This window comes from Bifidobacterium reuteri DSM 23975, assembly GCF_000741695.1.
GTDB lineage: Bacteria > Actinomycetota > Actinomycetes > Actinomycetales > Bifidobacteriaceae > Bifidobacterium > Bifidobacterium reuteri.
On the sequence record NZ_JGZK01000001.1, the window covers coordinates 174904 to 196551 of the forward strand.

Genomic DNA, 21648 nt, shown 5'->3' on the forward strand with positions numbered 1-21648 from the left:
GAAGGAAAGATAAGCAACATCATGGCTGAAAAACTGATGAAGTACGCCGATGCCACCAAGAAGTATGATGTGGTCTTCGGTCTGGAAACCCACGTTGAGCTCAGCACGAACACCAAGCTGTTCTGCCCGGCTCACATCGAGTTCGGTGGCGAGCCGAACACCCAGCTGACTCCGGTCTCCTTGGGGCTGCCGGGCTCGTTGCCGGTGGTCAACAAGGCCGCTGTGGACTACGCGATCAAGCTTGGTCTCGCACTGCACTGTGAAATCAACGAGTGGAGCCAGTTCGCCCGCAAGAACTACTTCTACCCGGACATGCCGCGCGACTACCAGATCTCCCAGTACGACAAGCCGACCAACGGCAACGGCTACCTGGATGTCGAGCTGGAGGACGGCACCGTCTTCCGTGTGCCGATCGAACGTGCGCACATCGAGGATGACGCCGGCAAGAACACCCACGTGGGCGGTGCCGACGGCCGCATCGAAGGCGCCGACCATTCCCTCGTGGACTACAACCGCGCCGGTGTGCCGCTGATCGAGATCGTCACCAAACCTATCGAGGGTGCGGGCGACCGCGCTCCGGAGATCGCCGGTGCCTACATGCGTGCCATCCGCGACATCGTACGCGCGTTGAACATCAGCCACGCCCGTATGGAGCAGGGCAACATGCGCGCCGACGTCAACGTTTCGCTGCGCCCGTCCGCCGACGCCCCGTATGGCACCCGTTCCGAAACCAAGAACGTGAACTCGTTCCGCGGCATCGAGAAGACCATCCAGTACGAGATCCGCCGTCAGGCCGCCCGCCTCGACGAGGGCAAGGACATCCTGCAGGAGACCCGCCACTGGGATGAGGCTACGCAGACCACCGCAGGCGGACGCGTCAAGTCCGATGCGGACGACTACCGCTACTTCCCGGACCCGGATCTGGTCATGCTCCACATCACCAAGGAGCACATCGAGGAGATCAAGGCTCAGATGCCGGAGATGCCGCGCGAACGCCGCAACCGTCTCAAGACCGAATGGGGTCTGACGGATCTGCAGATGCGCGACATCCTGAACGCCGACGCACTTGACCTGATTGAAGAGACCGTCAAGGCCGGTGCCAAGGCCGCAGGCGCCCGCAAGTGGTGGCTGGGTGAGCTGTCCCGCGCCGCCAACGCCAAGGGCGTCTCCCTCGAGGAGCTGCCGATCACCCCGGCCGACGTGGCCGAGGTTGAGAAGCTCATCGCCAGCGGCAAGCTCAACGACAAGCTCGCCAAGCAGACCGTCGAAGGCGTACTCAAGGGCGAAGGCACCCCGGATGAGGTCGTCAAGAAGCACGGCTACAAGATCGTCGAGGACAACGGCGCCATCGAGGCGGCCGTCGACGCGGCGTTCGAGGCGAACCCCGACGTGGTCGAGAAGCTCAAGAGCGGCAACATGAAGCCGATGGGCGTGATCATCGGTGCCGTGATGAAGGCCACGCGAGGCCAGGCCGATGCCAAGGCCGTCACCAAGGTGGTCATGGGCAAGATCAAGTCCTGAGCCGTTAAGCGGACAGCCGAAACAGGCTGTATGTACGTAACAGTCACATGGCTACGTACATACAGCCTGTTTTGTTACAAAACCTTCCAGTCCAGCATCTTTCCAGCGTTCACCCAGCAGAGTAGGATATGTTCGGCACTGAATCGAGAGCCGTTGTGAGTCGACAAACAGGGGACGAACACCAAATGACTGAGACCAACGAGACGTTGAGCATGGCAGTTGATGCGCAAGTCGCGCGGGACCTGCCTCACAGCATCGTCATTCCGCCTATCCAGGGCGAAATGGTGCATCTGCGTCCTGCCACGGTGGAGGATTTGCCTCGTCTTGACGAACTGGATGCTTTTTATGGAGCTTCCAAGATCACCGGTAAGGATGCGGCCACCGAACGCGCCATGATTCATACGTGGGTGCGTCGCTCTCAGGCATGGGAGGCTGGCAGGACTCCGGGGGAGTCCGGCGTGGGCGATCCGGAACTGCGTCGCACCATCGCTTGGGCTGTGGTCACCGACGCCGACCATGACGAGGACGGCAAGACGGACGCCGGTGCCACTGACAATGTGATCGGCATGATCTTCCTCATCGACATTGATGGCTGGTCCCGCTCCGCGCGCATTCAGATCGTACTTGGTCGCGACTATCGCGGACGTGGCTACTCGCGTGACGCCATGCCCCGTGTGATGACGTATGGTTTCGCCGCCGAGCCGGCCGGCTTGGGCATGCATCGTATCTGGGTCGCTGTGCCGGAGAAGAACACGCGTTCGATCTCCGTCTACCAGTCGTTGGGCTTCGTACCGTCCGGCACGTCGCGCGACGCCCTGTGGGACGCCGAAAACAACAAGTATCAGGATCTGATCGTCATGGACACGCTGGTGGATGAATACGATCCGATCCGATCGCTGGAAGCGTTCGGCATGCACCTCATCGAAAACAATCCCGGTGTGCAGGAGGCGCTCGCCGCACGTGAGCATTCCGTGGCGCTGCGTCAGAAGACCGCGTCCGAGCAGGCCGCTGCATCACAGGGGGGTCATCAGTACGCTGAGGATGCCGAAAACCGGACCGGTGCTGATGCAGACACGGCCACCGCGTCTGCACGACAGCGTACGGTGGAGCAGCCTCAACATCGGCAGGCTGCGGGTGAAGCGTCGCATGAGAAGTCCCGCCTCAGCGCTGAAGAAGAGAGCAACTGGCCATATGGTCAGAACGAACGAAAGCCTTCGAAGGAAGCTTGGTGGCGCACGCTGGGCGTGGCCGCAAGCGTGACACGGAAAGTGAGCGGTGATAGCAGCATGAGCGCCGAGGATCTCGACAATTACGAAACCGATGCCGAGCTCGCCCTGTACAAGGAATATCGTGACGTTATCAAGCTGTTCACCTATGTCGTGGAAACCGAACGTCGCTTCTATCTGGCGAACAAGGTCGATTTCAACGTTCGCTCCGCTGGGCAGGACGTGTATTTCGATGTGCAGTTGACTGACGCCTGGGTGTGGGATGTGTATCGCTCCAGCCGTTTCGTCAAGTCGGTGCGCATCGTGACCTTCAAGGACGTCAACGTCGAGGAAGTGCAGAAGACCGACATCGACATTCCCGACGACATCAATTAGTTTCAGGCAGTCGGCACCGTCAGCCTAGTGATCAATCTCACAATTGTCTGTGTGGCGTAGGCCCCCTCTGATGGACGTTGCCGTGAAGCAAACAGCGGAGCTGTTTGTAGGCAACGTGCGAGCCGACAGGCGAGCCAGCAGGCTGCGCGCGGAGCGCGTCCGTAATTGCAGGACGGGCTGTCAGCGAAGCTGACTGGGGGAGAGACAGAAGATGAAGTCCTCAATTACGTGAGACAGACCACCGGAGATGGCATTGACGGTGCGGGGAGGAATGTCAGGTTTGCCTTGCCTGTCATCCATTGTTCACCTGATACTCAGGGAAAATTCAGGCCGATAACGTATAGGACGCGTGTCTTGTTTGCCTGCGATTGATAAAACATGTCGCGTGAACGCACAGCATATTTTCCAGGGATGCAAGGCATCCATCGCATGCATCGCAGCTGCCGCCACATTGATGGCCGGTGGCGTCTTGAACACCCCCGCCGCCTCCGCATTGGAGATCGACGGCCAGTACTACAGCAGCAAGCAGCCGTATGTGGCTCCTGATGCCGAGACCACCGCGAACTACAGCAAGGCACCTGAAGGCTATGAGACGGTGTACACCGAATCGATGGCCCGCCACGGTTCACGTGGTCTGTCCAGCTACAAGTACGACGCCCTGCTGATGAAGATGGCGGAGGCTGCCGACAAGGACAATGGCTTCAAGTCCGACGCCATCAAGAATGAATTCGTCAAGAACCTGACGGCCATCACCGCAGCCAATGTGCAGAACGGCTACGGCATGCTCACCGGCCAAGGCGCCAATCAGCATCAGGGCATCGGCACGCGCGCCTACGAGCGCAACAAGGCGTTGTTCGACAAGGCCGCTCAGGACGGCGGCAAGATCGCCTACCAGTCCTCCGGCGAGGCCCGCGCCACCGAGTCCGGCGAGAACTTCGCCCGCGGATTCAACACCGCCTCGAACAACGAACTGGCCAACAGCACGGTGAACCCGGCCGATCCTGCCGGCACCGGCGAGGCCGCCGTGTTCGACAAGACGCCGAACACGCTGTACTTCCACAAGGCCGAGAACCCCGACGGCACCGAGAAGACCGGTGACGCCAAGAAGATCGCCGACGATTACCAGAACTTCGTGGAGAACGACCAGACCATCGCGGGTGCCGAGGAGACCATCTCCGAGAACGCCGATGTCATGACCGCCTCCCATGATCTGCTGTCCCAGATCTTCACCGACGACTTCCTCGCCAAGCTGGCCGACGGCACCTACAAGTGGTACAACACCGCCGACGGCACCAAGAACGGCGACGTCAACTGCGCTCCGGGCGCCGATCCGAGCAAGGATGCGGACGCCTGCGGCGAAGCCAAGAAGAAGATCGCCTCCGAATACGACGCCGCAATGGATCTGTACAATCTGTACATCATCGCTGCGGATATGCAGAACGAGAACACCGGAAGCCATACCTTCGACTTCAACCAGTACTTCCAAGGTCAGCAGGCCAGCGACGCGCGGCTGTTCGCGTGGGCGCTCGACGCTGAGGACTTCTACGAGAAGGGCCCGAGCTACACCGGTCAAGATGAGACCTACAAGATCGCCCAGCCGCTGCTGGACGACTTCTTCAACACCATCGACCAGCGTGTGAACGGCGGCTCCACCGTGGCGACCTTCCGGTTCGCCCACGCCGAGACCATCATGCCGTTCGCCGCGCTGCTCGGCCTGCCTGGTTCCACCCAGCAGGCTCCGGCCAGCACCACGGACGTCTACACCTATGACAACAACGAGTGGCGAGGCGAGTCCGTGACGCCGATGGCCGCCAACGTGCAGTGGGATGTGGCTGTCAAGCCGGGCAACGACCCAAAGACCGGCCGCGCCTACACGCCGCTGGTGCGCATGCTGTACAACGAGAAGGAGATCCCCTTCCGCTCCGAATGCACGCCGATCGCTGATGGCTCCACCTGGTACAAGCTCACCGAGCTGAAGAGCTGCCTCGAAGCCGGTCACCAGACCACCGGCGACAATGCCAAGCTGCAGGACGGCTCCAACCCGCTGGTCGGCCTCGTCTCCGAGTTCGGCACGTACTGGCAGGCCCCGCAGTTCAATGACGACGGCACGCTCAAGAGCGCCGGCAAGGTGCTCAACAAGCAGGTGCTCGCCGAGAACGACGAGAAGGTCGTGGCCATCAACAACAAGGCCGCCGAAGGCGCCACCGATGCCACGCCGAGTGAGCAGCAGCAGCGCGCGCTCTCCGACCGTGACGCCGACAAGGACGTGGCCACCGCCTTCAAGGACGGATTCGGCCCGGTGATCGGCGAATACTTCGCACAGGGATACAACGACGGCAGCCTGGACAAGGTGGCCGCGGTCATGAACAACAACGGCTGGTCCGGCAACCCCGCGAAGAATGTCAACCAGTCGCCCCGACCCTACGTCTCCGACCGCAGCACGTGGGCTCCCATCAAGGATGACGCCACCGGCCTCAACCAGAACACCGGCTCCAACGACCTCGCCGGGCTGCCCACCAGCCTGGACATCATCAAGGTCAACACCGATGCGGACGGCAAGGCTCTGGCTCCGACGGCAAGCTTCATTCTCCGGACTATCCGAAGAACTCCTATGAAGGCTCCTTCCCGTCCGGCCACACGAACAAGGCCTACTCTCGTGGCGTGGTGCTCGCCGTCATGGTGCCGCAGCTCGCCCCCGAGATCCTGGCCCGCACCTCCGAAGCCGGCAACAACCGCATCGTCCTCGGGCGTGCACTACCCGCTGGACGTGATGGCCGGCCGTATCGGCGGCCAGTCATCCGTCGCGGCCTACATGAACGCCAACGCCGATGAGGTGGCCGCCGCTTCCGAACAGCTCACCACCTACCTTGCCTCCCGTTGCAAGGCCGACGGCTTGGGCGACACGCTCGAGCAGTGCATCGACAACACAGGTGCCGCAGCCGACAAGGGCTACGCCAACGCCTTCACCGACGAGGTCTCCTCCAAGCCGGTCACCGACCGTGCCTCCGCTATCGCCGCCTACCAGGCGCGTATGACCTACGGCTTCACCCAGGTGACCGCTGGCGGCAAGGCCTTCACCGCTCCGGAAGGCGCCTCCGCACTGCTGCGTTACGCTTACCCGTCCCTCACGGACGAGCAGCGCAATGCCGTGCTCGCCAAGACGGCAATCGACTCCGGTTACCCGCTGGACGCCTCCTCCCAGGGCTGGCAGCGCATCGATCTGGCCACCGCGCTCAGCGCCAAGGTCACCCTGAACAAGGCCGGCGAGGTCATCGCCGTCGCCGCCGCGGACAAGCCCAGCGTCATCGTCTCCAACGAGACCGTGACACCCGGTGACACCGATCAGAACACCAAGCCGTCCACTCAGGATAAGGACAAGGGCTCCAAGATGCCGAACACCGGCGTCGCGGTCACCGGTGTCGCGGCCGCCATGGTGCTGCTGGCGCTCGCCGGCATCTCCCTGAGCCTGTGGAAGGTCCGCCGCTGATTGATGGGCGATAGGTGTCATGCCGCCGATGGTTGAGATGGATGGCATGACACCGATGCCTGTTGGCAAATGGTGAATAACTCACAAACCAATCGATGCGCCCGGTCTGCATATTATGGCAGGCCGGGCGCATCGATTAGTTGACGGCAATCGCTTGTGGGCGCCGATATCAGAGCGCGTGCTTTGTTTGATACTCCGCCCCATGTGGCATAATGCACTAGGCCCGTGTGACGGGAGAATTCTGTAAGCATTCGATCATCTTTCCGTGTGCGATTCCGGGGCGTTTAGTAGACTGTCTCTGATTTTGCGTTTATAAGGAGCATAATGAGCGAAAAGCAATCCGTGGTGATTATCGGTGGTGGTCCCGCCGGCTTGACTGCTGCATGGGAGCTCGTCAAGGATGGCGGTTCCGACAGATATGACGTGACTGTGCTTGAAGAGACCCACGAATTCGGTGGCATCTCCCGCACGGTGAAGCATAACGGCAACCGTATGGACATCGGCGGCCATCGCTTCTTCTCCAAGGACGACCGCATCATGGACTGGTGGAAGACCGTGCTGCCGTTGCAGGGCGCTCCCTCCTATGATGACAAGAAGCTCGGCCGGGAGCACGATATGGAGCCCGGCGGCCCGGATCCCGAGACGGAAGACAAGGTGATGCTCAAGCGTCACCGCGTGTCCCGCATCTATTGGAACCGCCGCTTCTTCGATTACCCGATTTCGCTGAGCCCCAACACCTTCAAGGCCATGGGATTTAAGCTCACGCTGGTTGCCGGCTTCAGCTACCTGAAGTCCATGTTCCACAAGCTTCCGGAAGACAATCTGGAGAACTTCTACATCAACCGTTTCGGTCGCAAGCTCTACTCCATGTTCTTCGAGGGATACACCGAGAAGCTCTGGGGCCGTCACCCCTCCCAGATCTCCGCTGACTGGGGCGCCCAGCGCGTCAAGGGCCTGAGCATTCTGGGCGTATTGAAGAACGCCTTCCAGAAGCTGCTGCCCAAGAAGCGCTCCAACGCCGAAGTCGAAACCTCGCTGATTGAGGAATTCTGGTATCCGAAGTACGGCCCCGGCCAGCTGTGGGAGACCGTGGAATCCAACTGCGAAGCCGCCGGCGTCAAGGTGCTCACCGACGCCAAGGTGGTCGAGGTGCGTCAGACCAACGGTGCCATCTCCTCCGTGGTGTATGAGGATTCCGAAGGCAACCGCACCGAGCTTGCCGGCGACCAGTTCATCTCCTCCATGCCCGTCAAGGATCTGGTCAACGCCATCGACGCGGCCGGTGCCGATCCCGAGGCCACCGGTTCCAAGGCGGCCCCAGCCGACATGACCGCCGTCGCCAATGGCCTTCCGTACCGTGATTTCGTGACCGTGGGCCTTCTGGTCAAGCACCTCAAGCTCAAGAACACCACCGACATCCCCACCCTCGGCAATCCTCCCATCGTTCCCGATTGCTGGATCTACGTCCAGGATCCGGGCTACAAGGTCGGCCGTCTCCAGATCTTCAACAACTGGAGCCCCTATCTGGTCAAGGACGTCGACGACACCGTCTGGATCGGCCTCGAATACTTCTGCGAGGAAGGCGACTCCTTCTGGAACATGTCCGAAGAAGACGTCACCAAGTTCGCCATCTCCGAACTCACCCGCATGCGCGTCATCAACGGCCCCGACGAGGTCCTCGACTCCCATCGTGAGCGCGTCCGGAAGGCGTACCCCGCCTACTTCGACACCTACGAGCACATGGACGAGCTCATCGAATACCTCGATGGTTTCGGCAACCTCTACTGTGTCGGCCGCAACGGCCAGCACCGCTACAACAACATGGACCACTCCATGGCCACCGCCATGGAAGCCGTCAGCAACATCAAGACCGGCAAGACGTCCAAGAAGAATGTGTGGTCTGTCAACACCGAAAAGTCCTACCACGAAGCAAAGTAAATAACGGAGCGTTAGCTGTGCCGAGCCGTTAAGCGGACAGCCCTGTGGGCTGCCCGTAGGCGAGGTGAGCGGCTTGCCGCGAAGGCCGCGTGCATCGCGGCTCCTCGGTCGCGGTACCTTTGTACAGCTTCCCTCGGTGCGCCTTGCTACCGCACGCGTTATTCACTTTGCTTACGCAAAGTGATCAGTGAACGTCATGAACGGCCTGCCGGATAATCCGGTGGGCCGTTTGCATTGGTCGTGCCAAGGTTGTACAGTGTTGCGAAGTTCGCAAGGGCGCCAGAGACGCAGCGAACATTCATGAGCGGTGCAACCGCAAATCACTCTTAACTCCGTAAGTGGGCATGAGCCTGTTCGGTATGGAAAGGGCAACCAGTGGCAAATAGCCAGAATCTAGAAGATATGAAGCTTCCTGAGCTCAAGGAGCTCGCCAAGCAGATGGGATTGCGCGGAACTTCAGCTATGAGGAAGCCCGAGCTTCTCGCCACCCTGCAGGCAGCTCGCAGTGGCGGGGAAGCGCCGGCTGGCGTCAGCGTCCGTCAGCCCAAGGCGGTCAAGGCATCGAAGCCTGTCGCCACTCCTGCAGCTGCCGCCGAGCAGCCCGCGGAACAGGTCGCCGCAGCACCACAGCACGTTCAGACCCAGCCGGATACCCAGCCAGCTGAGCCGAACATCACACTGCCTGAACCAGTCGCAGAAGCGGAATCCCATACGGAAACCAGCGTGGAATCCCATACGGAAACCAACGTGGAATCCCATGTGGAATCCCGTGGCGAGCGTCGCGTCCGCCGCAGGACCCAGGAGATGATGGATAGTGTCGAAGAGCCGCGTGGCCGTCGCAAGCGTATCGAGGATGATGGCGAATTCACTCGCCGCAAACCGCGTAAGCATGCGGATGCCGAGGTTGTGGCCGACGACCTGCTGGCCAGCCTCGATCTCGGCGGTACCTCGCCGGTGCCTGTCGAACGCCGGCGTCGTCGTGACGATGAGGAAGCGCCGCTGATCCGCCGTATTCGCGATGACGAGGACATGCAGGCCCGTCGTCGTCGAGTCGAACCGGATGACGAGAACGTGCGCGATCTCGATGACATTCTCGCCACGTTGCCGACGCAGAAGCATGACGAGCCGATGGACGACGAGGACACCGACGACAATCAGGATCGCGGTGAATTCACCCGCCGCAACCGTAACCGCGGTGATCGTGCTGATCGCGGCGGTGACCGCAACAATGATCGCGGTGGCGATCGCAATGACCGTCGCAACCGCCGGATGCGCGGCCGTGATCGTGACGTCATGCTTGACGACGACCGTCGTGAAGAGCCGCAGGAGGATCTGGTCCCGGTGGCCGGCATCATCGATGTGCTGGATTCCTACGCATTCGTGCGCACCTCCGGCTACCTGCCCGGTCCGAATGACGTCTACGTGTCCATGGGCCAGGTCAAGAAATACGGCCTCAGGAAGGGCGACGCCGTGCACGGTTCCATTCGTGCTCCACGTGAGGGCGACCGTCGCAATCAGCGTCAGAAGTTCGTGCCGTTGCAGGCCATCGATTCGATCAACGGCCAGAGCGTCGAGGAATCCCTGAAGCGCCCGCAGTTCTCCAAGCTCACCCCGCTCTATCCGCAGGAGCGTCTGAAGCAGGAAACCACGCCGAACAAGCTCACCGGACGCATCATGGATATCGTGGCGCCGATTGGCAAGGGCCAGCGTGGCCTTATCGTCTCCCCGCCGAAAGCCGGCAAGACCATCACCCTGCAGAACATCGCCAACGCGATCACCACCAACAACCCGGAAGTGCATCTGATGGTGGTGCTCGTGGACGAGCGTCCTGAGGAAGTCACCGATATGGAGCGTACGGTGCAGGGCGAGGTCATCTCCTCCACGTTCGACCGTCCTGCTTCCGACCATACGACGGTCGCCGAACTGGCCATCGAGCGCGCCAAGCGTCTGGTGGAACTCGGCCAGGACGTCGTCGTGCTGCTTGATTCCATGACCCGACTGGCCCGCGCCTACAACATCGCGGCCCCGGCCTCCGGCCGCATCCTTTCCGGTGGTGTCGACGCGCAGGCCCTGTATCCGCCGAAGAAGTTCTTCGGCGCCGCACGCAACATCGAAAACGGCGGCTCGCTGACCATCATCTCCTCGGCCTTGGTGGAGACCGGCTCCAAGATGGATGAGGTCATCTTCGAGGAGTTCAAGGGCACCGGCAATATGGAACTGCGGCTGTCCCGCGAGCTCGCGGACAAGCGACTGTTCCCGGCCATCGACATCAACGCTTCCGGCACCCGCCGCGAAGAGCTGATCACCGAGCCGAAGGAACTGCCGATCATCTACCGTCTGCGCCGACTGCTGGGCGGCATGGAACCCGAGCAGGCCTACCAGACGCTGGTGCCGCGACTGAAGAAGACCGCCACCAACCGCGACTTCCTTGCCGCCATCGTGCAGCAGGCCAACAACGGCAATGCCGTCAATGGCAATTGATTGAACTGATTGGATTCACCCGAGTCATGCCGCGCGCATGACTACGACTATGGCCCGGTTTCCACTGTGGGAGCCGGGCCATAGTCGTAGCAGAGTCATAGTCACGCGCTGAGCGCCCTTACACTGTGCCCCTATGCGTGCTTCGCGTAATACACCGTGTCGATGCCGGGCCCGCGGTCGTCAGGCAGCGTCTTGATCAGGGAGAAGCCCATTTCGCCAAGAATGTGCAGATGAGCGCCGTTCTTGCTCCATGTGCGCGTGGCCACCACGGTTCCCGCCACGTCGGGCAGCGTGAACAACGCGCGATACATGCGCTCGGTCAGATGCGCGCCGCGATACGCTTCAGCCACCAGAATAGTACTCACATACGTGCATACGCCGCCGTCCACGTACGCGCATGCGTAATCCGGGCGGTATGACATGAACCCTGCCAGCGTCTGATTGCCTGTGCTGTCGCCGGCCTCGGAATTGCTATCGTTATCGGCGTTAGTACCGGCATCAGCATCGGAGCCATCATCCACTGCCAGCAGGAACCGCTGCTCCAACAATGCCCGGTAGTAGTCGTCGATGGCATGGTCGGCGGCTGCCGCGTGCGGCGCCAAATCGGACTGAGTCGAGCTGTGGCGTGCGGACAGCGGCGGTACGAACTGCTCATCACCCCAGCGCAGCAGTGTCTTCAATTGCTTCAGTACTTCGGCGTTGCGCGGCGTCTCCTCCAGCGTCGGTACATAGTCGATCGAGACGGTCATGCGATTACCTCCTGTCTTCGGCAATGCCGTCAGCAGCGGACATCGCCGGTAACAAGTTATACAAGTGATGCGGTTGTTCCTGATGTCGGACCGAATGGCGACCTAGCTCAGCGCGGCTTGCGCGCGTGAATGTACAGACGGTTCGTATACGGATCCAGATGTTCGGCGCACAGACGCTTGAATTCGCGCTCCAGAGCCTCGTATTCGTTGTCGGACATCGCCTCGGTGCGGTAGAAGATCAGGCTCGCCACCGCGAATGCATTGGTGAGCACCAGCGGATTGGGGTCTTCGGATTCGACCTCCTCCACATCGATATGCTCGAATCCTATGGAATCCAGCATGCCCTCCATTTCGGTCTTGGTGGGGTAGAAGGCGGGGAAGGCCCATCCCTCAGGGAATTTGTCGTCAAATCCGAGATTGGCGATGGCCAGCCGCGCATTGGCGTGGAGCCCGCGATACGTGTCATGGCCGCCCTGATGCACAGCCAGCTCACCTCCCGGGCGCAGTGCGCGGAACAGTGCCGTATAGGTGCGCTTCGGGCGACGCGCCCAGTGCAACGCGGAATTCGAGAACACCAGATCATACCGCTCGCGTTTGGAGAGCTGTTCGGCATCCTCCACACGGAAATTGATGCGCCCACGGTAGGTGGATGCACGTGTGCTATCGGATGAGCCATGGGCGGCGTCCAATGCGGTCAGATGCTTGTCGTAATTCTCGTACGCCTTCTTGATCTGCCCTTCGGACAGATCGATGGCGCTGACGATCATATCCCGGTTCTCATCCCACATCTCAATGGTCGTGCGGCCATTGCCGCAGCCCACATCCAGCACGCGTCTGCCGGACAGCCAGGAGAAGTCGGTGTCGTCGATGAGCTTGATGCCCTGCTTGTGCTGGGTCTGCGAGGTCCTGTCATAGCGCTCGCCGTTGTACCGCACATGCGAGCTGGCGTTGTCGTGCCCGCCCATGATGTTCACCGTGCCGAACAGCGGATTGATGGGGACGCCCTTGTCAATGCATTCCTGATACAGGTCCGCGTAGATGGCAAGCAGCTGCCCCACGCGGTCGCGATTGCGCTGGCCCTGCGGGGAATCGTCGAACAAGGTGCTGAGCATCGGCCCCCAGTCGTCTACCGGCTGGATGGTCTGCGACAGCAGCGCGTATGTGGTGGGGAAAGCTTTGTGCATGGCGACCAACAGCAACAGCATCAGGCGGTATTCGGGGACTCCCGAACTGCGTCGCTCCATCTCCACCATGATCTGCAGCGAGTTGAGGATGTTCTTGATGGAACGCGGGTTCTTGTTGGTGGTGAGCAGGAAGATGTTCTCGATCTGCCGACTGAGCGAGGCATATTGCCATTCTTCGGGCAGCAGCCGCATGGCTTTGAGCCGTTCCGTGATCATCGGCATCACATCATATTGGGAGACGGGCACATTGAACGGCAGCTGGATGATCTTGTCGAAGAAATCCTGGGCCACGTTGCGTCCGTTGATGCGTTCACGGCCGTACTTCTGCGTGATGCCAAGCTTGACCACGTCGAAATCCACAGCCAGCACGAATACGCAGTTGCGAATATCGAACAGGTTCTTCATGGTCTCGAGCAATACCACGGCCATGCCGGGGTCCAGCCGGTCCAGATCGTCGACGAAGATGATGAACCCCTTGTCGGTCACGCCGTTGTCGGGCGCGGAGACTTCGGAATCGATGATCTGCTCCAGCGACTTCTTCACGTCGGAAACGCGCCCGGACCGTGCAGGACCGTCCAGTCCCACCGTGTTCCACAGGCGGTCGACGCTTTCGGTCTCCACATTGAGCATGTTGAGCGCCACGGTGGAGATGGTCCGGATCGAACGCTTGATGCCTTCCGCACGCTGGCTGTCCTGGCTGGATTTCGGCTTGTCGAAATGGTCGCTCAACTGTGAGACCAGGCTGATGAAGAGCTTCTTGGCGGCGTCCTCCTGATCGGATTCCAGGAACAGGTTCCATGTTTCCAGCCAGATCGCGTCGAACCGTGACGTATCCGGCAGTCGCCTGTCGCATAACTGTGATTCGATCATGCGCATGAACGAGGTTTTGCCGCTGCCCCATTCGCCTTGGATGGCCACGGTGAGCGGCGTGCTGCTGTTGCGGATGAAATTGCACAGGGAATCCACGTAGCTGCCCACACCGAACCGATCTTCATCGCTGGATGCGAGAGGAATGTCGCTGGCCAGATACTTCGTGGGTGCTTTACCCCCGTTGCCGGTTGACGCAGGCTGTGCCGCGAGGCGAACGTCGATCTGTGCATGCAAAGGCTCGGGGGATGCGGAAGATGCAGAGGATGGTATGGAGGATACTCGCGTCATTGCCTTGCCCTTCTCTCGGTTGATGCTCTTATCATACGCACGCATCAGCGTGATATGAGCAGGGCACTCGCGCGATGATACGATTTGGGGGTATCCTCGAGAACATGAGCGAAACGAGCAGCGACTGGCAGAGGACCACCATAGATTCCGCCCAGGCGGCGGCCCACCCGGAAACCGCCAAGACGGTGGCGCAGATCAAGGCATTGCGTCAGTCCATCGACAACATTGATTCCGCTGTCATCTCCCTGTTGGCGGAGCGGTTCAAAACCACGTCCCAGGTAGGGGTGCTCAAAGCCAGCGCCGGGTTCGCCCCGGAGGATATGAAGCGTGAGGACTATCAGATCGAGCGCCTGCATCGCATCGCCATCGAGGCCGGTCTCGACCCGGAAATCGCTGAGAAGTACCGCGAATTTGTCGTGACCGAGGCCAAGAAACGTCATCAGCGCATCGCCGAGGCAGGCGGCGATCCGGGCGTATTGGACGTATTCGCCTGAATCGTATGCATCCGCGCCACGCTGCCTCATGCATGCATATCCTCTATATTCCTCATATTCACACGCTGGTGGGGAACCAGCGGTGCAGTGTGAATCCCCATTGCAAGGTGTTCGTCGGTGAGAGGAATCCGCAGACGCGGCAATCGCAACGGATATGATATGAACGCATGCATTGACGTGTATGAACGGGGATAGGATATGAAGCTTGCCGCTGCGTTGGTCAGTTGTGCCCTGTGCGTGACTTCTACAGCCGGTGGTGTTCTGCTGAGCCGTCCGGCTGACGTGGATTACGGGCCGGTACTGGCGCAATCCGCGAGCCGATATGCCGTGTTCGATGAAGACGGCGAACCCACGCGCTGGTATGCGGTCGGCGGGCCTTCCGAGACGACGGGCGCATCGCCGGTGACGCGCATTCCCGCCGACTCAGACACCGCTCCGCAATTGCCGTGGACCATCGACGTCACATATTCGCTTGATGGGCCTAATCTGTCTGCCGCGGAGGTGGCCGGGACGTCCGGCCTTGTGGGCGTGCATATCACTGTGCGCCCATCGCATGCCTCCGACAACAGCGCCAACCGTACCGTCCCGATAATCGCGTTCACCATCCCCAGCCAAGTGTCGGATGATGTCTCCGCTTCGGACGGCGTGTCCGTCAGCACGCAGGGCGGCAATTCGCTGGTCGCGGCAGTGGGGCGCAGCGGCTCGGGACTTGAGCTCAGCTGTTATATGAACGCGAAGCGTTTTGCCATGAGCCCCATTGCGCTCGCTGTCGTGCCGGTCGATGTCTTGGATGGTGGTGCCGTCCAGCAGCCTGCTGACAATACCAATACTGCCGCCGGACAGCTCGCTGCCACGTCCTCGACCTTGGTGGATTCCCTGACCGACGCCGGTTCTGGTGCGCATCAGCAGCTCATCGACCAGCTCAAGGCCTTGCGCGCGAATGAACAACAATTGGCCCAGACGGTCACCGCCGAGCGGGAAGCCGCCCACCAGCGGACGTTCGAGGCATATATGGCCGCGTACGTCGGCTCCTATACCACGCATCTTTCCGGCTCCATCGGCACCTCCACCCAGCTGCCTGCATTGGTGGGCACTGCCGGTGAGCTGTCCGGCGATACGCCGCTGGCCCAAGCGGTGATCGACTTGGCTGATGCCGTCAACAATGTGAGCGCCGCGCATATGCATGCCGGCGCAGTGGATGCGCTCGATGAGGTGATTCGCCACATCCAGCAACAGGGGACGACCGGCTTGGTCGACGATCTGACCAAGGAAGCCGCCGAGGAAGCCACCAAAGGATCGCAGCAGTATTCGGCCGGCCAGAAGCAGCTGTCCGCCGCGATGATTCCCTATTCGATGAAATATACGGATGTATACACGTCCAAGTTGAGTGCACTGACCGGTGGCACGTCGGCGGGAGCTACGGCATATGCGCAACAGGCCATCGCCCAAACCAATGCCAGTGATGAGCTGAAGGATTCGAAGGCCAAGGTGGATGCCGCTATGGATGCGCTCGCCGCCGCCTGCGAGCATACCGGCAAGTCCCAGGCGCTGCGGCAGATACTGTTGCGCTTCTCCGACCAGTTCGCAAGCGGCGATGAAGCTGCTGGTGATTCGGTTGATTCGGATGGTTCAGGTGCCGACACCTTGGCCGGCGAATCGCAGGTGCTGGTTCATGGTCTCGCCGACGTGCAATCCCAGTCGTTCTACGGCCGGACCAAGGCGGCTGAAGCCAAGCGCAAGGCCGAGCGTGCGCGCCAGCAGGCGCAGGCCGCGCAACGGGAGCAATCGCAGGACACGCAGACCTCGCTGGTCGATGACACGATGTCCATGTCCGCCAGCGATGTGATGAGCTATGCCAACGGGTTGACTTCCGCCATTGGCGGAGGTTCCGGCAACGATGCCGGTAGCAGTGCCGATGGCGATGCCGCTGGGACTACCGCTGACACTGCCGCTTCGCAAGGTGCTGGACAATCCGCGCAGAGCGGTACAGATGCCAGCAGGAACGGCTCCGGTGTGAGTTCCGATTCACGAACGGATGCTGACGATGATGCCGCTCCGATCCTCTTCGGATTCGGGCAAGGCGGCACGTTGCTCACCCACGATTACAGCGTGCTCATCGGTGAGACCGTGGTTATCGGCGATGCCGGTCGGCTGATCGCGCAGGCGATTCCTCAATTGGGCTCGGATGTTCCTGCAAGCGCCCTGACCACTGACACTCCCGCATATCTCGTCGTGATGTCCAACCAGCGCTAGTGCCCTGTGTCAGGAATATGTGATGTCTGGGGGTGCGTCATAGGCCCGTGGGTTGTGTCCGTGAGATGTTTAGGGCTGTGTCACAGCTGTCTAGGGCTGTTTAGGTCTACTTAGGTCTTAGCGCACGAAATTCTCGAAAATAAAGGCTATCGCGAGAATTTCGTTCACTGACCGGTTCTCAGCGCACGAAATTCTCGGGGAGTGGGTAAATATCGAGAATTTCATGCGCATACGGCAGGAGGAGCCCCATCGACATGCGATGGAACTCCCCCTTGGGTGGGAAGTCCTGTGAACTTCCCGTAGTCGAGGCGAGCGGCAGCGCTATAGGCAACCGCGAAGGCCGCCTGTTAGGCAGAAGAAAGCTGTTACTTCTTCTGCCTAACAGGCGGCTCTCCGAGTTCGCTGGCGGACACGGAGACTTCGGTTTCGGCGGCATCCTCGGCAGCGGATTCCTCCACGTGCTTGGCGACCAGGTCAAACTTGCCCACCACGCGGCCGGCCTGGGCGATGTCTCCCAGAGCGGCGTGAATGGCGTCCACACCATCCTGTGCGGCGGTCAGTGCCACGGAGAGAATCGGCGTCTTCATGGATACCTTGGCCTCGGACTTGATCTTGCGCAGCTGCTCCACAGCCTTGCCTGCCCAGGTCAGCAGTTCGGGCGATACGCCGGTCGCTGCCTGTACGTAAGGCTCCGGAGTCGGCCATGCGGCGCGGTGCACGGAACCGGATCCGGCATGCATCCAGCTCCACACCTCTTCGGTGGCGTACGGCAGGTATGGGGCGAGCAGGCGGGCGAAGGCGTCCAGACCCAAGCCCAACGCAGTGCGTGCGGACTTCACGGCAGCGGCCGAAGGCTCCTCGCCCTTCTCGTCCGGAGTGCCGTAAGCGCGGTTCTTCACCAGCTCGATGTAGTCGTCGCAGAACTGCCAGAAGTAGCTTTCGATGACTTCCAGCGCCTTGGAATGCTCGTATGCCTCCAGTGATTCGGTGGCCACGCGCACCACATGGGCCAGCTTGGCCATGGCGGCGCGATCCAGCGGCTCGGTCACATCGGGCCGGGTTCCACGCGGCAGTGGCGGCGGAGCCACGTGATGGTTCTCATCCTCGCGGCCGATGGCCAGCGCGAACTTGGTGGCGTTCAGCAGCTTGATGGCCAGACGGCGGCCGATCTTCATCTGGCCGACATCATAGGTGGCGTCGAGGCCCAGTCGGGCGGCTGCGGCCCAGTAACGCACGGCGTCCGCGCCGAACTTCTCGATCGGCTCGTTCGGCACCACCACGTTGCCCTTGGATTTCGACATCTTCTTGTGGTCAGGGTCGAGAATCCAACCGGACAGTGTGGCGTGCGCCCACGGCAGGCAATGGTTCTCGAGGTGCGCACGATCCACGGTGGAGAACAGCCAGGTGCGGATGATGTCCTGGCCCTGCGGGCGCAGGTCCATCGGGAAGGTAGCCTTGAACAGCGCCTTGGAAGCCTCGTCAGGCTCCTCCCAGTGCGTCACGATCTGCGGGGTTAGCGAGGAGGTGGCCCAGGTGTCCATGATGTCCTTCTCGGCGGTGAAGCCGCCGGGCACATCACGCTGCGAAGCGTCGTACCCTTCCGGCACATCGATGGTCGGGTCGATCGGTAGACGATCCTCGGACGGGGTCAGCGGATGGTCGTAATCCGCGGAACCATCCTCGCGCACCGGGTACCACAGCGGGAACGGCACGCCGAAGAAGCGCTGGCGGGAGATCAGCCAGTCGCCGTTCAGGCCGTGCACCCAGTTGTCGTAGCGCACACGCATGAAGTCCGGGTGGAAGTTGAGCTCCTTGCCGCGTTCGATCAGCTGGGCGTTGAGCTCGGGATCGGTGCCGCCGTTCTTCAGGTACCACTGGCGGGAGGTGACGATCTCGAGCGGTTTGTCGCCCTTCTCGTAGAAGTTCGTCATACGCTTGGTCGGCGTCGGCTCGCCGTCCATGTCGCCGGATTCGCGCAGCTTGTCGACGATTACCTTGCGGGCGGAGAACGTGGTCTTGCCAGCGGTCTCCGCAAAGATCTCGCGGCCGGCCGGGTCGGTGATCCAATCCGGGGTGTCCATCACGATGCGTCCGTTGCGCTGGATGATGGAGCGGGTGGGCAGCTTCAGGTCGCGCCACCACTGCACATCGGTCACATCACCGAACGTACAGCACATGGCGATGCCGGCGCCCTTGTCCATTTCGGCGGCCGGATGCGCCAGGATCGGCACCTTGACCTTGAACAGAGGGGAGTAGACCTCCTGACCGAAGTACTGCTTGTAGCGGTCGTCCTCGGGGTTGGCGATCAGTGAGGTGCAGGCGGCCAGCAGCTCGGGACGGGTGGTCTCGATGTAGATCGGGGTTCCGTCCTCGAATCGGAAGGCGATCTTGTGGTAGAAGCCGGGGTATTCACGGGATTCCAGCTCGGCCTGCGCCACTGCGGTCTGGAAGGTCACGTCCCACAGGCCGGGGGCGTCCTGCTGGTAGGCCTCGCCGCGGGCGAGGTTGCGCAGGAAGGCCTTCTGGGCCACGCGCTGCGGGTGTTCGCCGATGGTGTGGTAGGTCTGCGACCAGTCGATCGACAGGCCCAGCTTGCGCCACAGCGCCTCGAACTGCTGCTCGTCCTGAGCGGTCAGACGTTCGCACAGTTCGATGAAGTTCTTGCGGGAGATCGGCACCTGATCCTTGGCGTCGATCTTCTTGCCAGTGGTGCCCTCGAACGGCGGCTTGAAGTCCGGGTCGTACGGCAGGGTCACGTCCACGCGCACGCCATAGTAGTTCTGCACGCGGCGTTCGGTGGGCAGGCCGTTGTCGTCCCAGCCCATCGGATAAAACACGTCGTAGCCGCGCATGCGCTTGTAGCGTGCGATCACGTCGGTATGCGTGTAGGAGAACACATGCCCCACATGCAGGGAGCCGGAGACGGTGGGCGGCGGGGTGTCGATGGAGTACACGGCCTTGCGGTCACGGGTGTTCTGGAACTTATAGGTGCCGTTCTCATCCCAAACGGCGCGCCACTTGTCCTCAAGACCGTCCACGCCGACCTTGTCGGGCAGCGGGGTGAGGTTGGCGTTGATGATGGAATTGCCTTCAGTCATAAAGCCAAAGTCTATGCGCGTTGTATGACAAGGCTTTTCCGCAGCGACGACCGTGATATGGTGCACGCAATACGACCGTGAACGCCTACTGTTCCTTGGCCACAGCGCCCAACGGCATGCGTGTATCGATCAGTGCGGTGGGGTAGCCGGACAGCTTGCTGCTGGCCACGGTGAAGCATTTGCGCGTATACAGCCAGTCGCTTGCCGCATCCTGGCTGAGCGTTCTGGCATACGCCTTCATCCGGTCGGCGTACTCCTGGTCGTTGGTGGCCGCCCGTGCGGAGGCGTACGCCTGCTCGGCTGCGGCATGATCATAATGGAATATGGAGTTCGGGTCGACGAATTCGCCGGCATCGCCGGTCCCGTCCATGCTCATCAGCGTCAGCTCCCATGATCCATCCTGGATGCGTTTGGCGTAATCCTGGTCGGACACCACCTCAAGGTTCACTGTGGGGCGTGGCACTTGGGCGATTTGCTGGGCGATGGCCTCCGCCATGGAGCGATACTGCTCGGTCACCACGAAATCCACGGTGGTCAGATAGGAACCGAAATAGCTGGTCATCGACTGCACTTGGGACATGTCATGCGGGAACAACCCGGTCAGGTCCTCGTATCCGGGCTCGGTGGGGCTTATCGGCCCGCCCAGAAGCCCGCCGGAATCAGGCTGGGAGGAGGCTATCGCAGCGGCGTCAATGAGATAGCGGAAGGTGGTGCGCACCTTTTCGTCCGACATTATCGAATCGGTGCCGTTGTTGAACGCCAGCAGTACCTTGTCTGTGGTGGTGCCTTCGCTGACCTTGAGGTTCTCCTTGCCGTTCGCCGCAGAGGCTACGGATGCCGTGGCGGGGGCGGCCATGTCGATGCTGCCGTTGGCCAGTGCCTCGTTGAGCTTGGCTTCGTCGGAATACTGGTTGAAGGTGATGGTGCCCACCTTGGCCTTGGTGCCATGGTAGGTGCCGCTGTATGCCAATGTCAGCGATTGAGCGGGGGTGAACTTACTGACGGTGAACGGGCCGGAGCCGATGGCCTGTTTCGCATAATCGGTATCGCCGGCTTCGGAATCATAAACAATGCCAAGTCTTCCGGAGAGCGCCCGCAGCAGTGTGGGATTCGGTGAGGTGAGCGCGATCGTCACGGTGTGCGCGTCGGGATTGGTGATGGAGGCAAGCTCGCCGAGATCGCTCACGTCGGCGTACTGCTTGGTCACCGCCTGCTGCAGCGACCACACTACGTCAGTGCCGTCTAGTGTATGCCCATTGGAGAAGGTGACGCCGTCGGCGATGGTAAAGGTATATGTCAGCGCATCGTCGGAGACCTTCCAACTGGTGGCAAGCCCCGGCTGCAACTGGTTCTGCTGATCCACCGTGACCAAGGTCTCATACACATTGTCGATGAGGAGCCGCTGTGCTGCGTCGGAACTGTTGGTACGGATATCCAACGACTGTGGCATGTCCTTGACGCCGATGGTGACTGCCGTATCCGGACCCTTGCCGGGCGATGTCAATGACGGCGTGGCACTCCGGTGGCCGATGGCCGACCATCCCGCCCAGACCAGGGCGCTGAGCACGAGGGTCACCACCAGAAACACACCCCAACTGACCAGCTCGTTGTTCTTCCGTGATTGCTTGCTGCGCATGCCCTTCAGTCTAATGATGACGTACTACCGGGAAGGGCCGGCTTCCGC

At 61.2% G+C, this 21648-nt stretch carries 10 protein-coding genes and 3 pseudogenes; 9 read left to right on the plus strand and 4 right to left on the minus strand.

The genetic code is table 11. From position 1 onward, the window contains the following. Positions 1–21 precede the first annotated feature (21 nt). From gatB to rho, 7 genes and pseudogenes are all read left to right on the plus strand, one after another. Positions 22–1521 carry an Asp-tRNA(Asn)/Glu-tRNA(Gln) amidotransferase subunit GatB gene (gatB, locus tag BREU_RS00635; protein ID WP_044089360.1) on the plus strand — a complete coding sequence of 500 codons (1500 nt, stop codon included), beginning with the start codon at positions 22–24 and terminating at the stop codon, positions 1519–1521. A 185-nt stretch (positions 1522–1706) separates the two neighbouring features. Further along, positions 1707–2507 (plus strand): annotated as a pseudogene (locus tag BREU_RS00640) (GNAT family N-acetyltransferase); the annotation flags it as partial. 171 nt (positions 2508–2678) lie between these two features. Further along, a pseudogene (locus BREU_RS12625) lies at positions 2679–2800 on the plus strand (GNAT family N-acetyltransferase); the annotation flags it as partial. A gap of 7 nt (positions 2801–2807) precedes the next feature. Further along, positions 2808–3122 carry a DUF2469 domain-containing protein gene (locus BREU_RS00645; protein WP_044089362.1) on the plus strand — a complete coding sequence of 105 codons (315 nt, stop codon included), beginning with the start codon at positions 2808–2810 and terminating at the stop codon, positions 3120–3122. 400 nt (positions 3123–3522) lie between these two features. Further along, positions 3523–5175, plus strand: a pseudogene (locus BREU_RS00650) (histidine-type phosphatase); the annotation flags it as partial. Between the two features lie 1758 nt (positions 5176–6933). Then, complete coding sequence (locus BREU_RS00655; RefSeq protein ID WP_044089364.1) at positions 6934–8547, plus strand: NAD(P)/FAD-dependent oxidoreductase; 1614 nt, start codon at positions 6934–6936, stop codon at positions 8545–8547. Positions 8548–8922: 375 nt separating this feature from the next. Continuing rightward, a complete protein-coding gene (gene rho, locus BREU_RS00660) occupies positions 8923–11028 on the plus strand; it encodes a transcription termination factor Rho (RefSeq protein WP_044089365.1) in 2106 nt (701 codons plus the stop codon). A 131-nt stretch (positions 11029–11159) separates the two neighbouring features. On the opposite strand, the gene BREU_RS00665 is transcribed toward rho, so the two are convergent. Then, a complete protein-coding gene (locus BREU_RS00665) occupies positions 11160–11777 on the minus strand; it encodes a hypothetical protein (protein WP_044089366.1) in 618 nt (205 codons plus the stop codon). A 107-nt stretch (positions 11778–11884) separates the two neighbouring features. After that, complete coding sequence (locus BREU_RS00670; RefSeq protein ID WP_044095742.1) at positions 11885–14119, minus strand: P-loop NTPase fold protein; 2235 nt, start codon at positions 14117–14119, stop codon at positions 11885–11887. Between the two features lie 104 nt (positions 14120–14223). On the opposite strand from BREU_RS00670, the gene BREU_RS00675 reads away from it, so the two are divergent. Together BREU_RS00675 and BREU_RS00680 are read left to right on the plus strand one after the other, a co-directional pair. After that, positions 14224–14613 carry a chorismate mutase gene (locus tag BREU_RS00675; protein ID WP_044089369.1) on the plus strand — a complete coding sequence of 130 codons (390 nt, stop codon included), beginning with the start codon at positions 14224–14226 and terminating at the stop codon, positions 14611–14613. 198 nt (positions 14614–14811) lie between these two features. Then, entirely contained in the window at positions 14812–16866 is a 2055-nt protein-coding gene (locus tag BREU_RS00680; protein WP_044089370.1) for a hypothetical protein, read from the plus strand. Between the two features lie 365 nt (positions 16867–17231). On the opposite strand, the gene valS is transcribed toward BREU_RS00680, so the two are convergent. Further along, positions 17232–19964: a valine--tRNA ligase gene (valS, locus tag BREU_RS00685; RefSeq protein WP_044095744.1), complete on the minus strand. Its 2733-nt coding sequence runs from the start codon at positions 19962–19964 to the stop codon at positions 17232–17234. Between the two features lie 85 nt (positions 19965–20049). Then, positions 20050–21600, minus strand: a complete 1551-nt coding sequence (locus BREU_RS00690) for an ABC transporter substrate-binding protein (RefSeq protein WP_044089373.1) — start codon at positions 21598–21600, stop codon at positions 20050–20052. Between the last annotated feature and the right edge of the window lie 48 nt (positions 21601–21648).

Bases quoted from the DNA above. Each gene is read 5' to 3' on its own strand.
- BREU_RS00690 (WP_044089373.1), bottom strand. From the start codon at position 21,600: ATGCGCAGCAAGCAATCACGGAAGAACAACGAGCTGGTCAGTTGGGGT.
- BREU_RS00670 (WP_044095742.1), bottom strand. From the start codon at position 14,119: ATGACGCGAGTATCCTCCATACCATCCTCTGCATCTTCCGCATCCCCC.
- BREU_RS00680 (WP_044089370.1), top strand. From the start codon at position 14,812: ATGAAGCTTGCCGCTGCGTTGGTCAGTTGTGCCCTGTGCGTGACTTCT.
- BREU_RS00645 (WP_044089362.1), top strand. From the start codon at position 2,808: ATGAGCGCCGAGGATCTCGACAATTACGAAACCGATGCCGAGCTCGCC.
- BREU_RS00675 (WP_044089369.1), top strand. From the start codon at position 14,224: ATGAGCGAAACGAGCAGCGACTGGCAGAGGACCACCATAGATTCCGCC.
- valS (WP_044095744.1), bottom strand. From the start codon at position 19,964: ATGACTGAAGGCAATTCCATCATCAACGCCAACCTCACCCCGCTGCCC.
- BREU_RS00655 (WP_044089364.1), top strand. From the start codon at position 6,934: ATGAGCGAAAAGCAATCCGTGGTGATTATCGGTGGTGGTCCCGCCGGC.
- BREU_RS00665 (WP_044089366.1), bottom strand. From the start codon at position 11,777: ATGACCGTCTCGATCGACTATGTACCGACGCTGGAGGAGACGCCGCGC.
- gatB (WP_044089360.1), top strand. From the start codon at position 22: ATGGCTGAAAAACTGATGAAGTACGCCGATGCCACCAAGAAGTATGAT.